Consider the following 13,754-nt stretch of genomic DNA (forward strand, 5'->3'; position numbering starts at 1 on the left):
GACAAACGTCAGCCCGCCGGCGTCGCGTCCGGGAGGGGACGACGGCGGCGCGGCAGGCTCTGCGCCAAAACGGCGCCTTTTCATAGTAACCAACAGAGTGGGACGCGGGGTTGTTCCCTTGTCCCACTCTGCGGAATCACCGTAACCGAATCAGGCCGGCTGCTTCCAAAGGTTGATGTCGGATTCCACCGCGAACTCGTCGATGGCGTTCAGCTCATCGGCGGTGAACGCCAGGTTGTTGATGGCGGACAGGGTGTCCTCCAGCTGGGTGACGCTGGACGCGCCCACCAGGGCCGACGTGACGGGCGAACCCTTGGGCTGGTCCCGCAGGATCCATGCAATGGCCATCTGGGCGAGGGACTGTCCGCGCCCGGCGGCGATGGCGTGCAGGCCGCGGATCCGCTCCAGCTTCTCCTCGGTGATCGCATCCTCGGAGAGGAAGCGGGCCTTGGCTGCCCGGGAATCTGCGGGGATGCCGTTGAGGTACCGGTCGGTGAGCATGCCCTGTGCGAGCGGGGAGAAGGCGATGGAGCCTGCCCCCACCTGGTCCAGCGCTTCGTAGAGGTTGGGCGAACCGTTCTCCGTCCACCGGTTGAGCATCGAGTAGCTGGGCTGGTGGATGAGCAGCGGCGTCCCCAGGTCCTTCAGGATGCGCGCGGCCTCAATGGTCTGCTCCGGGGTGTAGGAGGAGATGCCCGCGTACAGTGCCTTGCCTGAACGGACGGCGTAGTCCAGGGCGCCCATGGTCTCTTCCATCGGCGTTTCCGGATCCGGCCTGTGGCTGTAGAAGATGTCCACGTAGTCCAGGCCCATTCGTTGCAGCGACTGGTCCAGGCTGGAGATGAGGTACTTGCGGGAGCCCCACTCACCATACGGGCCGGGCCACATGTAGTAGCCGGCCTTGGTGGAGATGACGAGTTCGTCCCGGTAGGGCCTGAAGTCGTCTTGGAGGTGCCGGCCGAAGTTCGTTTCGGCGGACCCGTCCGGCGGGCCGTAGTTGTTGGCGAGGTCGAAGTGGTTGACGCCGAGGTCGAACGCGCGGCGCAGGATGGCGCGCTGTTCGTCGAAGCGCTTGTCATCGCCGAAGTTGTGCCACAGGCCGAGCGAGATGGCGGGGAGCTTGAGTCCGCTGCGGCCGACGCGGCGGTAGGGCATGGATTCGTAGCGGTCTTCCGCCGCGGAATAAGTCATGTGTTCCATCCTGCCAGCTGTGACCCGCGCAACAGGCCAGGGCGGAAAAGTTACGCCGCGGGCTGACATCAGCCCGCGGCGCAACACTGCCCGAAATGGAGCGTCAGGATTTGACGATTGCCGCACTCCAGGGCGCCAGGGCGAGGGCCTCGCCGTCAAGGCCGGTTCCCTCGTCCGTTGCAAGCAGCACCGTCCCGGAAACGTCCTCCAGCCGCACCTTGGCGTCTGAGAGGTTCAGCAGTACCTCAACGCTTCCGCGGCGGAAACGCAGCCAGCCGGCGTCGTCGTCGAACGTCACGTCCGTCTCGGTGAAGCCGAGCCCGGCAAGCTCGGGGTGCCCGCGGCGCAGCGCCGTGAGGGAGCGGTAAAGCTCCAGGAGCCGTGCGTGGTCCCCGCCTGAGGACTCGTTCCAGTCCAGCTTGGACCGGCGGAAGGTTTCCGGATCCTGGGGGTCGGGCACGACGGCGGGATCCCACCCCATGCGCTCGAACTCCTTGATCCGGCCTTCCGCGGTAGCCTTGCCCAGCTCCGGCTCCGGGTGGGAGGTGAAGAACTGCCAAGGGGTGCTGGCCGCAAACTCCTCGCCCATGAACAGCATGGGCGTGAACGGGGACGTCAGGGTGAGCACGGCGGCCACGGCCAGCTGCCCATGGGACAGCGACTGGGAGAGCCTGTCCCCCGTGGCGCGGTTGCCGATCTGGTCGTGGTTCTGGTTGCAGACCACCAGCGCCGCAGGGTGCACCAGCGAGGCATTGATGGGCCGGCCGTGGTGCCGGCCGCGGAAGCTGGAGTAGCTGCCGTCGTGCAGGAAGCCGTCCTGCAGGACCTTTGCCAGCACCGCCAGGGACTGGAAGTCCTCGTAGTACCCGGTGGTCTCACCGCTGACGCTGACGTGGACCGCGTGGTGGAAGTCGTCGCTCCACTGCCCGGCCAGCCCGTACCCGTTGACGTCCCGCGGGTACAGCAGGCGGGGGTTGTTCAGGTCCGACTCGGCAATCAGGGTCTTCGGCAGCCCGGTCTCCGCCGAGACGGCGTCGCCCAGGGCCCCGAACTCCTCAAGGATGTGCACGGCGCGCTCGTCCTTCAGCGCGTGCACGGCGTCCAGGCGGAGGCCGTCCACGTGGTAATCCCGGAGCCAGAGGGCAAGGTTGTCCAGGATGTATTCCCGCACCACGTCGGAGCCGGGACCGTCCAGGTTCACGGAGTCACCCCAGGTGTTGGCATCCCCCTGTTTCAGGTACGGGCCGAACTTGGACAGGTAGTTTCCGCTCGGGCCGAGGTGGTTGTACACCACGTCCTGGATGACGCCCAGGCCGGCGGCGTGGGCAGCATCCACAAAGCGCTGGTAGGCCGCAGGCCCGCCGTAGCCTTCATGGACCGCGTACCACTGGACGCCGTCGTAGCCCCAGTTGTGGGTCCCGTTGAAGCCATTGACCGGGAGCAGCTCGACAAAATCGATTCCCAGGTCCGCAAGGTAGCCGAGCTTTTCGGCTGCAGCGTCAAGGGTTCCCTCAGGGGTGAAGGTGCCGATGTGGAGTTCGTAGATTACCGAACCCTTCAGCTCCTTGCCCTTCCAGCCGGAGTCCTGCCAGGCGTGGGCTGCGGGGTCGAACGTCCTGGAGAGCTCATGGACGCCGGCGGGCAGGCGGCGCGACCGCGGATCGGGAACTGGGTGACTGTCACCGTCCAGCAGGTAGCCGTAGTCCACCTCACCGCCACCCGGAGCGTCCGGGGCTGTCCACCAGCCTTCAGAGCCAGGCGCCGTGTCCTTTTCCTCCATGGGATACTGCTGGCCGCCGGCCAGCAGTATCACGGATTTAGCGTCGGGAGCCCAGACGTCGAAGCGCTCGGGCCCGCCATTGACGAGGGTCATGCCTTTTCTCCATCCGCCGGTACGAGCAATGCCACGGGGTAGGTGCCCAGGACCTCGGCCACCGGAACGGAGCCGGGTCCGTAGGCGTTGCCGGTGAGTTCGTCACACACCGCAACGGGAAGCTCGACGGCGGTGTCCCGCCATCCGCCGTCGGCCGCGAGTCCGGCGGGAAGCCGGGTGGCCAGGGTCAGGGCGCCCAGGGCGCCGTCACCCCCGCGGTGGAACGCGAGGACGTGATCCGCCGCCGGGCCCGTGGCTGTCACGGGGCTGTAGCCCTGGAACAGTTCGGGCCGGTCGCGGCGGAGCCGGAGCGCGCGGGACGTGGCCAGGAGCTTGCTGGGTTCCGTGCCGGCCGCGGGGAGGGTGCCGGCGTCGAGCTTGGCGAGCTCCTGCCGGCGGACTTCAAAGTCCACCGGCCGCCGGTTGTCGGGGTCGGTCAGGGACCGTTCCCAGAACTCGCTGCCCTGGTAAACATCCGGCACGCCGGGCATGGTCAGCTGGACCAGCTTGGCGGACACGGAGTTGGACGCGGCGTAGGAATCGATCCGTGCCACGAAGTCCTCCACCGCTTTGGTGACGCGGCCGTCGTCGAACACTGCGTCCACCGCGGCCTTGACGGAGGATTCGAAGTCCTCGTCGGGGCTGGTCCAGGTGGTGGAGTTGCCGGCTTCCCGGGCAGCCTTCTCGGCGTAGCCCTGCAGGCGTTCCCTGCTTGCGGGCCAAGCCCCCACCACAGCCTGCCACAGCAGGTTCTCGTAGGGGCCGTCCGGAATCGGGGCGAGTCCGCGGAGCGTGGCCAAGGTGTCCGCCCACTCCTCCGGCAGTTCGGCGATGACCGAGATCCGGGCCCGGGCGTCCTCGCTGCGCTTGGTGTCATGCGTGGACATGGTGGTCATGGACAGGGGAAGTTCCTGTTGGCGCCGGGCCATCCGCTGGTGGAACTCGGCCGTGGAAACAGAGAACTCTGTCGGTTCGGCCCCCACCTCTGTCAGGGTGCCCAGGCGGGTGTAGCGGTAGAACGCCGTGTCCTCGACGCCCTTCGCCATCACCATGCCGGAGGTCTGCTGGAAGCGGACCGCGATGGGGTTCCCGGGATCAAGGAGCAGCGGCAGCAGGGTGCCCACGGCAACCTCGAGGTCGGGCCGGTGGGCCGCCGCTGATTCGCACGCTTCCTTGAGGATCTCGGCGCCGGTGGGCAGGTACGTCCGGTAGACCGGGAAGGCAGCGATGATCTCGGCAATGGCATCTGCTGCCTGCTCCACCGGCAGCCCATAGGACTCCGGTACCAGGCGGGCCAGGCGCAGGACCTCGGACCGCAGGATGCCGTCCGCGATCATCCGCTTGGTGCCCCTGATCATCTCCGCGTAGTCCGCGGGGGTGCTGGAGCCGCGAAGCTTCGCGTCCAGCTCGTCCAGCGCCTGCTGGCCTGCGGGGTCCACGAACACCCGGTCCACGTCCGCGAGGGCGTCGTACCCGGTGGTTCCCTCGGTGGCGAAGTCCTGCGGCAGGGTTTCGCCCGGCTCGAGGATCTTTTCCACCAGGACGTAGGCTCCGCCGCTGAGGTCCTTCAGCCAGCGCAGGTAGCCGGCGGGGTCGGCCAGGCCGTCCGGGTGGTCAACCCGCAGGCCGTCCACCAGGCCTTCCTTGAACCAGCGGCCCACCTCGGCATGTGCTTCCTCGAAGACCTTGGGGGTTTCCACCCGGATCCCGGCCAACGTGGTCACTGCGAAGAAGCGCCGGTAGTTCAGTTCGGCGTCCGCCCGGCGCCAGTCCATCAGCTCATAGTGCTGCCGGCTGTGCACCTCCTGGGGGGAGTCGCCCTCTGAGTAGCTTCCCGAAGCGAGCGGGAACCGGTGGTCGTAGTAGCGGAGCTCGCCGTCCTTGATTTCCAGCTTGTCCAGGTCGTCGTCCGAGCCAAGCATGGGTAGCCGGATCTTCCCGCCTGCCAGGTCCCAGTCGACGTCGAAGGCTTCGGCGTAGGGCGAGCCCTGCCCTTCCTTCAGCAGGGACCACCACCAGGGGTTCTGCACGGGCGTCGCGACGCCCACGTGGTTGGGCACGATGTCCACCAGGACACCCATGCCGTGCTCGCGGGCAGCCTTGGACAGGGCCAGCAGGCCCTCGGGGCCGCCCCGCTCCGGGTCCACCGCGGAGGGGTCGGTCACGTCGTAGCCGTGATCCGAGCCCTGCTCCGCGGTGAGGATGGGCGAGAGGTAGACCCAGTCAACGCCGAGGTCCTTGAGGTACGGGACCTTGTCGGCGGCGTCGAACAGGGTGAAGCTGCGGCGGATCTGAAGTCGGTAGGTGGATGCCGGGACCCTCACTTTGCCGTAGCCTTCCGTTCCCCGATCTTGGTGGTCTTGCCGGGCTCGGCCACCATGGGGGTGGTAAGCGATTCGGTCTCGCTGGTGGAGGTCTGCGTCAATGCCGCCAGGGAAGCCGCCACGGAGTGGTCCGGTTCAACTTCCTCGACGGTGTGCGCACGGAGGACCACCAGGGACTTGGCCTCGACGGGCAGCGGCTGGCCGGCAGCGACCGGCTCCGTGTCCGCGTTCTGCCCGGCGGTGTCGATGATGACGTCCCAGGCCGGGGCGTACTCGTCCGAGGGCAGGGTGAACTTGACGGTGTCGTCGTGGGCGTTGAAGTACAGCAGGAAGTTCACGTCGGTGATCCTGCGGCCGCGGCTGTCCTTGCCCTGGATGCCGTGCCCGTTCAGGAACACGCCCACGGACCGGCCGAACCCGCTGTCCCAGGCCTCGGGCTTCATGTTCTCGCCCTCCGGGTCCAGCCATACGATGTCCGGCAGCCGTTCGCCTTCCCCACGCAGTACCGGGCGCCCGTCGAAGAAGCGGCTGCGGCGGAAGGTGGGGTGCTTGGCGCGGAGCGCGTTGACGGCCGCGGTGAACTCGATCAGCGGCTGGTCAACGGTGTCCCAGTTGATCCAGGTCAGCTCGGAGTCCTGGCAGTAGCCGTTGTTGTTGCCCTGCTGGGTGCGTCCCATTTCGTCACCGTGCAGGAGCATGGGGACGCCCTGGGAGAGCAGCAGCGAGGCGATGAAGTTCCGCTGCTGGCGGGCGCGGAGGCCTAGGACTTCGGGATCGTCCGTGGGACCTTCAATGCCGCAGTTCCAGGACCGGTTGTGGGATTCGCCGTCGTTGTTGTCCTCGCCGTTGGCGTCGTTGTGCTTCTCGTTGTAGGACACCAGGTCCGCGAGGGTGAAGCCGTCGTGCGCGGTGACGAAGTTGATGGATGCCACGGGGCGGCGGCCGGAGTGCTCGTACAGGTCCGCGGAACCGGTGATGCGGGAGGCGAATTCGCCCAGGGTGGCGGGCTCGCCGCGCCAGAAGTCGCGCACGGTGTCGCGGTACTTGCCGTTCCATTCGGTCCACTGCGGCGGGAAGTTGCCCACCTGGTAGCCGCCGGGTCCAACGTCCCACGGCTCGGCGATGAGCTTGACCTGGGACACGACCGGGTCCTGCTGGATGAGTTCGAAGAAGGTGGACAGCTTGTCCACGTCATAGAACTCGCGGGCCAGGGTGGAGGCGAGGTCGAAGCGGAAGCCGTCCACGTGCATTTCGGACACCCAGTAGCGCAGCGAGTCCATGAGCAGCTGCAGGGAATGCGGCTGGCGGACGTTCAGGGAGTTGCCGGTGCCGGTGTAGTCCATGTAGTGCTTCTCGTCGCCCTCCATCAACCGGTAGTAGGCGGCGTTGTCGATGCCCTTGAAGGACAGCGTGGGGCCCAGGTGGTTGCCTTCGGCGGTGTGGTTGTACACCACGTCCAGGATGACCTCGATGCCCGCTTTGTGCAGGGAACGGACCATGGCCTTGAAGTCCTGGACCTGCTGGCCGGTGTCCCCGGTGGAGCTGTAGGTGTTCTGCGGCGCGAAGAAGCCGATGGTGTTGTAGCCCCAGTAGTTGTTCAGGCCCTTGTCCTGCAGGGTGCCGTCATTGACGAACTGGTGCACGGGCATCAGCTCGATGGCGGTGACGCCGAGCTTCTGCAGGTGGGAAATGACGGCGGGGTGCGCCACGCCGGCGTAGGTGCCGCGCTGCTCCTCGGGGATTTCCGGGTGCAGCTGGGTGAGGCCCTTGACGTGCGCTTCGTAGATGACGGACTGGTGGTACGGGATCCGGAGGTTCTGGTCGCCGTCCCAGTCGAAGAACGGGTTGATGACCACGCCCATCATCATGTGGCTGGCGGAGTCCTCGTTGTTGATGGAGTCCGGCTCGCCGAGGTTGTACGTGAACAGTGAGGGATCCCAGTCAACCTGGCCGTGAACGGCCTTGGCGTAGGGGTCCAGCAGGAGCTTGTTGGGGTTGAAGCGGTTGCCGGACGCGGGGTCGTACGGTCCGTGGACCCGGTAGCCGTACTTCTGGCCGGGCTGGACCTGCGGGATGTAGCAGTGCCAGACGTAGCCGTCCACCTCGTCCAGCTCGATGCGGGTTTCCTCGCCGTCCTCATCGAAAAGGCAAAGCTCGACTTTTTCTGCTCGTTCGCTGAACAGCGCAAAGTTGGTGCCGGTTCCGTTGTAGGTGGCGCCAAGGGGATAAGCCGATCCAGGCCAGACTTCCATAATGCTCCTCATTGTGATTCGGCAGCAGAAGAGCAGGAGCGCCCTGCTGCCGGTGCGAACTAATGCCTACCGTAACGGTTGGGTGTGACTATTACGTTTCCGCACCCCTGAGTTACTAAGCGTGCTTACTTTACCCCAGATCTGGGGTAGGGAGTCGGCGATACCTCCCGCGGTGACCGGTCCCCCGGCGTTCACGTCCGACGCCGACCGTCCGGCTTTGCCGTGCAGGGCGGCTCCCAGCGCGGCAATGGCGGCCCAGCGCACGTCCGGTTCCATGCCCTCCTTACTGAAGCGTCCGACGTCGTTCCCCGCCTGGGCGAGCAGGGCGCCGATGATGCCGGCCAGGACGTCCCCGCTGCCGGCAGTCGCCAGCCAGGGGGTGCCGTCTGCCTGGCTGAACACGTCGCCCGAGGGCGCGGCGACCAGGGTGGTGGCGCCCTTGAGGAGCACGGTGGCGCCGGTCAGTTCCGAGGCGCGGCGTACCGCGGCCAGGTTTCCGGCTTCCACCAAGTCGCGGTCCTCTGATCTGCCCAGGCGTTGCAGCAGCGAGGCCAGCTCTCCGGCGTGGGGGGTAAGGACCACATGCGGTCCGAGGGTTTCAGGAAGAACGGGAAGGGCGCCCGCGTCCGCAATGACCGGCAGGCCCGATCCCACGGCGTCGCGCGCCCGCTGGAGCTGCTCGTGGTGTTCGGGACCCATGCCGGAGCCCACCAGCCAGGCCTGCACGCGGTTGTCCGCAACAGCCCCGGTGCTGCAGACCACCTCAGGGCACGCCTGCCTCACCAGGTCCGCGACTTGGGGCGGGCCAAGGTAGCGGACCATCCCCACGCCCGCTGCCAGGGCGCCCCGGCAGGCCAGGACGGCGGCACCGGGATAGTCCACGGAGCCCGCAACCACGCCCAGCACGCCGCGGGAGTACTTGTGGGCCCGCCGGGCAGGATGCGGGAGCAGCCGGGCCAGGTCCCCGTCTTCGAGCCGGCGGAGCGAAGGCTGCGGCAGGTGCTCCTCGATACCGATGGGCACCACCAGCACCCGGCCGGCGTAGTCGGCGCCGGGGTCCGTGAGCAGGCCGTTCTTGGCACCGCCGAAGGTGACGGTCAGGTCCGCCGGAAGCACCGGCTGGAAGGATTCCCCGGTATCGGCGTCCACACCGCTGGGAAGGTCGCACGCCACCACGAGCGCCTGTCCGGTGCCGCCCGCCAGAAGCTCGGCGACCGCGGCAACCAGGCCGGCAGCACTCCCCCGCAACCCGCCTTTGGCGCCTGTGCCCAGCACGGCATCAATGACGACGTCGGCGCGCGCCGCTTCTGCGGCGAGTGCAGCGGGTGCCGCCCCGTCGAGACGGTGCACCCGGCCGCCGGCGCGCTCAAAAGCAGCCAGCGCCTGCGGGTGGGCGCTGTCTCCGGTGAGCACCGCCGTCGTCCGCATGCCGCGTGCGGCCAGGAAGGAGGCGGCGTACAGGCCGTCGCCGCCGTTGTTGCCCTTGCCGGCGAGGACGGAAACACTTGCGCCGTAGATACCCAGGCCTCGGGAACGGCGGTCCCTGATGACGGCGTTGGCCAGGCCGTGGGCTGCGCGCTGCATGAGGACGTCCCCCAGTCCGGAGGCGAGGAGTGGTTCCTCAGCCTGGCGGACCTGGGTTCCGGTGTAGGCGCTGATCACGGCGTCAGTTCCCGAGTGGGCCGGGGCAGTTTCAGCCCTCGGCCAGGACGGTGGCCGTGGCGATCCCGCCGTCGTGGCTCATGGAGAGGTGCCAGCGCTTGACGCCCTTGGCCTCGGCCACTGCCAGCACGGTGCCCTTGACCTGCACGGTGGGTCCGTTCTGGTCCAGGCCGATCCAGCAGTCCTGCCAGTTCATGCCGGCGGGTGCACCGAGGACCTTGGCAACAGCTTCCTTGGCGGCAAACCGCGCAGCCAGTGACCGGGTGTTCAGCTCACGCTCGGCGGGAACGAACAGCCGGTCCCGGAGGCCGGGGGTGCGTTCAAGCTGGCGGCCGAACCGCTCGATGTCTACAACGTCTACGCCAATGCCAACAATCATGGCACTACTCTACGTCGACGGTCCCGGCCCACTGTGCGCAGCACGCGCGTGGCAGCCGGTTGAGACGAAGGAAGCCCCGGGCGTAAGGCCCAGGGCTTCCTTCATGAATCAGTACCGGATCAGGCCGTTACTCGACCGTGACGCTCTTGGCGAGGTTGCGGGGCTGGTCCACGTCGTAGCCCTTGGCCTGAGCCATTTCCGCGGCGAAGATCTGCAGCGGGACCGTGGTCAGCAGGGGCATGAGCAGCGTGGGGGTTTCGGGAACATAGAAGACGTACTCGGCGTAGGCCTTCACTGCTTCGTCGCCTTCCTCGGCGATGACCAGGGTCCTGGCGCCGCGGGCGCGGACTTCCTGGATGTTGGAGACCACCTTGGCGTGCAGGGAATCCCGGCCGCGCGGGGACGGGACCACCACGAACACCGGCTGGCCGTCATCGATCAGGGCGATCGGGCCGTGCTTGAGCTCGCCGGCGGCGAAACCCTCGGCGTGGATGTACGCGATCTCCTTCAGCTTCAGCGCACCCTCCAGCGCCACCGGGAAGCCCACGTGCCGGCCCAGGAACAGCACCGACTTCTCGTTGGCCATGGACCGGGCCAGCTCGCGCAAGGGTCCGGCGTTGTCCAGGATTTTCTGGATCTTGGCCGGGATCTTGTTCAGGTCCGCGAGGACGTCCTTGATCTGGCCGGAGAAGATGTTTCCGCGCAGCTGTGCCAAATACAGGCCCAGCAGGTACGCGGCGGTGATCTGCGCCAGGAACGCCTTGGTGGAGGCCACCGCGATCTCCGGGCCTGCGTGGGTGTAGAGCACGGCGTCGGATTCACGGGGGATGGTGGAGCCGTTGGTGTTGCAGATGGAGATGGTCTTGGCGCCCTGTTCACGGGCGTAGCGGACGGCCATCAGGGTGTCCATGGTTTCGCCCGACTGGCTGATGGACACCACCAGGGTGTTCGCGTCCAGGATCGGGTCCCGGTAGCGGAACTCGTGCGCCAGTTCCACCTCGGTGGGGATCCGGCACCAGTTCTCGATCGCGTACTTCGCCACCATGCCCGCGTATGCGGCGGTGCCGCAGGCCAGCACGATGATCTTGTTGACCTGCTTCAGCAGGGCGGGGTCGATCCGGAGCTCGTCCAGGGTCAGTTTGCCGTTGATGTCGGAGCGGCCCAGCAGGGTCTGCGCCACGGCGTCGGGCTGGTCATGGATTTCCTTCTCCATGAAGGAGCTGAATCCGCCCTTTTCCGCCGAGGCCGGGTCCCAGTCCACGTGGTATTCCTTGCCCGCGGCTGGGTTGCCGAAGAAGTCGGTGATCTCCACGGTCTCCGCGGTGATGGTGACGATCTGGTCCTGGCCCAGCTCCACGGCACGGCGGGTGTAGTCGATGAACCCGGACACGTCCGAGCCCAGGAAGTTCTCGCCGTCGCCCAGGCCCACCACCAGGGGTGAGTTGCGGCGGGCGGCCACTACGACGTCGGGCTGGTCGGCGTGGACGGCCAGGAGCGTGAAGGCTCCCTCCAGGCGCTGGCAGGCCAGTTCCATGGCGCGGGTCAGCCGGCCCTCAGCGGTGTCCCCGGCGAGCTTGTTCCGGTAGATGTCCGCCAGCAGCGCCGCGGCCACCTCGGTGTCCGTCTCGGACAGGAAGGTCACGCCCTTGTCCAGCAGCTCGAGCTTGAGCTCGGCGAAGTTTTCAATGATGCCGTTGTGGATCACGGCGAGCTTGCTGCCGTCGGCCAGGTGAGGGTGCGCGTTGCGGTCCGTCGGCCCGCCGTGCGTTGCCCACCGGGTGTGGCCGATCCCCGTCACCGTCTCCGGCAGCGGGTGCGCCTCCAGCTCGGCAATCAGGTTGCTCAGCTTCCCGGACTTCTTCCGCGACTCGATCGCGCCCTTGGACACCACGGCGACCCCGGCGGAGTCGTAGCCCCGGTACTCCAGGCGGCGCAGCCCCTCAAGAACAACATCCAGCGCGCTGTGACCGGCAATTCCGCCGTCGACTGAACGGCCCACATATCCCACGATTCCACACATAGGCTCAAGACTATCGGCAGGGACGTCCCAGATCTAAACCGGCAGCGCCCCAGCAGGAGCAGAATATTGCGGCTGCCGCCGCGCGCAGGCCGTGCTCCATTTCGCTATGTGCCGGGCGGGGGGCAGAATCTCTAGAGTGACTTTGCAACGCAACGAGGCGAACGGGGAGGGTGTCTCCCCGTTCGTCGAGCTGGACCGGCAGACCTGGTCCCGGCTCGCAGATGAGATGGAGCAGCCTCTCAACCAAGAGGACATCATCCGTCTCCGTGGCCTCGGGGACCCCCTGGACATGAGGGAGATCCGCGAGGTCTACCTTCCGCTTTCCAGGCTCCTGCACCTGTATGTGGAGGCTGCCGGGCAGCTGCACGCGGCCACCACCACGTTCCTGGGTGAACACACCCAGCGCACGCCGTTCGTGATCGGCGTCGCGGGGTCTGTTGCCGTGGGCAAGTCCACCATTGCCCGTGTGCTGCGTGAAATGCTGCGGCGCTGGCCCGGAACCCCCAATGTGGAACTCATCACCACGGACGGCTTCCTCTACCCCCTGGCTGAGCTCAAGCGGCGCCAGCTGCTGGAGCGCAAGGGTTTCCCGGAGTCCTATGACCGCAGGGCGCTGCTCCGTTTCGTGAGCGAGATCAAAAGCGGCGCCGAGGAAGTGCGCGCCCCCTGGTACTCCCACGTGACGTACGACATCGTTCCGGGCAAGGAGGTGGTGGTCCGCCGGCCTGACGTTTTGATCGTGGAGGGCCTGAACGTGCTGGCTCCGGCGCGTCCGCGGCACGACGGCCGGCAGGGCCTGGCGCTGAGCGACTTCTTCGATTTCTCCATCTACGTGGATGCCAAGACCTCCTACATCGAGGAATGGTACGTGGACCGGTTCCGCAAGCTGCGCAGCACTGCGTTCGCGCAGCCGGAGTCCTACTTCCACCGGTACGCCACCCTGTCCGACGAAGAGGCGGAGACTACGGCGCGGGACATCTGGAAGCGCATCAACGAGCCCAACCTTGAGGAGAACGTCCTTCCCACCCGGGGACGTGCGCAGCTGGTGCTCACCAAGGAGGCGGACCATTCGATCCGCCGCATGCTGCTCCGGAAGGTTTAACACAGGTGTGCCAGGACTGCTCCCCTGTTTCCGGGCAGGCGGCGAGCCGGCGAAGTTTCACGCGCTTCCTCGCTGCGGGCGCCGGACTCACTGTCCTGGCAGCCTGCACACCGGAGGCACCCAGCGCCGCGCCGCCGTCGTCGGCCCCTGCCTCCGCTCCGGCACCTGCCACGGTGGCCGCCACGCCCACCCCAGAAATTACGACGGCGGCGCCCGCCACAGAGGCCGCGGCACCGGCCGCGCCGTCCCCCACGCCGTCGCCCTCGGCTGCGTTGCCGCGGCAGTTCTCCCTCACTGATCCGGCCAGCCCCTGGCTGATCGTGAACAAGCACCGGCCGCTGGTGCCGGCGGATTACCTCCCGGCTGACCTGGTGCGTCCCGCCGTTGCCATGACTGCTTCCGGTGAAGCGTCGTTGTTGAACAGCACGGCGGCGGCTGCTGCGGAAGCAATGTTCGCGGCGGCCGCGCGGGACGGTGTGGCGATGGTCCTGGCCAGCGGATACCGCTCATACACCACCCAGGTGGCCACGTACAACGGGTATGTTGCCGCCCGCGGCCAGGCCGATGCGGACACGGCCAGCGCCAGGCCCGGCTATTCGGAGCACCAGACGGGCTGGGCCTTCGACATTGCCGACGGCAACGGCGCCTGCGGGTTCCAGCCGTGCTTCGCGGACCAGCCCTCGGCCGTCTGGGCCAAGGCGAATGGGCACCGGTTCGGGTTCGTGGTGCGGTACCCGTGGATGTTCCACCCGATCACGGGCTACTACTACGAGCCGTGGCACCTGCGGTACATCGGGGTGGAGGCGGCCACGGACATGGTGAACCGGGGCATCAACACGGTGGAGGAGTATTTCGGCGTGGAGCCGGCTCCGGCGTATCCGTAGGGCTGTGCGCACGCCCCGGCGGTACGATCGGCAGGCTGGCTTAGTTCGCGACACGGACAACTAATTT

Annotated in this window: 9 protein-coding genes; 2 read left to right on the top strand and 7 right to left on the bottom strand. The window is 67.3% G+C overall.

Features of this window, described 5'->3' with window-relative positions; genetic code table 11:
• Positions 1-150: 150 nt before the first annotated feature.
• The 7 genes from mgrA to glmS form a co-directional block, all read right to left on the bottom strand.
• The gene (mgrA, locus tag AC4BCK_RS14155) at positions 151-1,191 is read right to left on the bottom strand and encodes an L-glyceraldehyde 3-phosphate reductase (protein ID WP_174176616.1); all 1,041 of its coding nucleotides are present in this window, start codon (positions 1,189-1,191) and stop codon (positions 151-153) included.
• A gap of 103 nt (positions 1,192-1,294) precedes the next feature.
• Positions 1,295-3,064, bottom strand: a complete 1,770-nt coding sequence (gene treZ, locus AC4BCK_RS14160) for a malto-oligosyltrehalose trehalohydrolase (protein ID WP_310109277.1) — start codon at positions 3,062-3,064, stop codon at positions 1,295-1,297.
• Positions 3,061-5,388 (bottom strand): malto-oligosyltrehalose synthase, encoded by a 2,328-nt coding sequence (gene treY / locus AC4BCK_RS14165; protein ID WP_377085916.1) that lies wholly within the window; start codon positions 5,386-5,388, stop codon positions 3,061-3,063. Before treY ends, treZ begins: the two co-directional genes overlap by 4 nt.
• Complete coding sequence (glgX, locus tag AC4BCK_RS14170) at positions 5,385-7,640, bottom strand: glycogen debranching protein GlgX (RefSeq protein ID WP_251422219.1); 2,256 nt, start codon at positions 7,638-7,640, stop codon at positions 5,385-5,387. Before glgX ends, treY begins: the two co-directional genes overlap by 4 nt.
• Positions 7,641-7,706: 66 nt before the next feature.
• Positions 7,707-9,302 (bottom strand): NAD(P)H-hydrate dehydratase, encoded by a 1,596-nt coding sequence (locus tag AC4BCK_RS14175; RefSeq protein ID WP_490566037.1) that lies wholly within the window; start codon positions 9,300-9,302, stop codon positions 7,707-7,709.
• Between the two features lie 31 nt (positions 9,303-9,333).
• A complete protein-coding gene (locus AC4BCK_RS14180) occupies positions 9,334-9,681 on the bottom strand; it encodes a holo-ACP synthase (RefSeq protein WP_066277757.1) in 348 nt (115 codons plus the stop codon).
• 127 nt (positions 9,682-9,808) lie between these two features.
• The gene (glmS, locus tag AC4BCK_RS14185; protein WP_490566038.1) at positions 9,809-11,701 is read right to left on the bottom strand and encodes a glutamine--fructose-6-phosphate transaminase (isomerizing); all 1,893 of its coding nucleotides are present in this window, start codon (positions 11,699-11,701) and stop codon (positions 9,809-9,811) included.
• 106 nt (positions 11,702-11,807) lie between these two features.
• Here glmS and coaA point away from each other — a divergent pair, with 106 nt between their 5' ends.
• Together coaA and AC4BCK_RS14195 are read left to right on the top strand one after the other, a co-directional pair.
• Positions 11,808-12,803: a type I pantothenate kinase gene (gene coaA, locus AC4BCK_RS14190; RefSeq protein ID WP_174176629.1), complete on the top strand. Its 996-nt coding sequence runs from the start codon at positions 11,808-11,810 to the stop codon at positions 12,801-12,803.
• Between the two features lie 5 nt (positions 12,804-12,808).
• Positions 12,809-13,687: a M15 family metallopeptidase gene (locus tag AC4BCK_RS14195; RefSeq protein WP_363959509.1), complete on the top strand. Its 879-nt coding sequence runs from the start codon at positions 12,809-12,811 to the stop codon at positions 13,685-13,687.
• Positions 13,688-13,754: the final 67 nt, after the last annotated feature.

The organism is Pseudarthrobacter sp. As-47 (genome assembly GCF_058215595.1).

What these genes read in the sequence shown, in the direction of transcription:
- mgrA (WP_174176616.1), bottom strand. Translation starts at nt 1,191, where the DNA reads ATGACTTATTCCGCGGCGGAAGACCGCTACGAATCCATGCCCTACCGC.
- treZ (WP_310109277.1), bottom strand. Translation starts at nt 3,064, where the DNA reads ATGACCCTCGTCAATGGCGGGCCCGAGCGCTTCGACGTCTGGGCTCCC.
- glgX (WP_251422219.1), bottom strand. Translation starts at nt 7,640, where the DNA reads ATGGAAGTCTGGCCTGGATCGGCTTATCCCCTTGGCGCCACCTACAAC.
- AC4BCK_RS14180 (WP_066277757.1), bottom strand. Translation starts at nt 9,681, where the DNA reads ATGATTGTTGGCATTGGCGTAGACGTTGTAGACATCGAGCGGTTCGGC.
- glmS (WP_490566038.1), bottom strand. Translation starts at nt 11,701, where the DNA reads ATGTGTGGAATCGTGGGATATGTGGGCCGTTCAGTCGACGGCGGAATT.
- coaA (WP_174176629.1), top strand. Translation starts at nt 11,808, where the DNA reads ATGTGCCGGGCGGGGGGCAGAATCTCTAGAGTGACTTTGCAACGCAAC.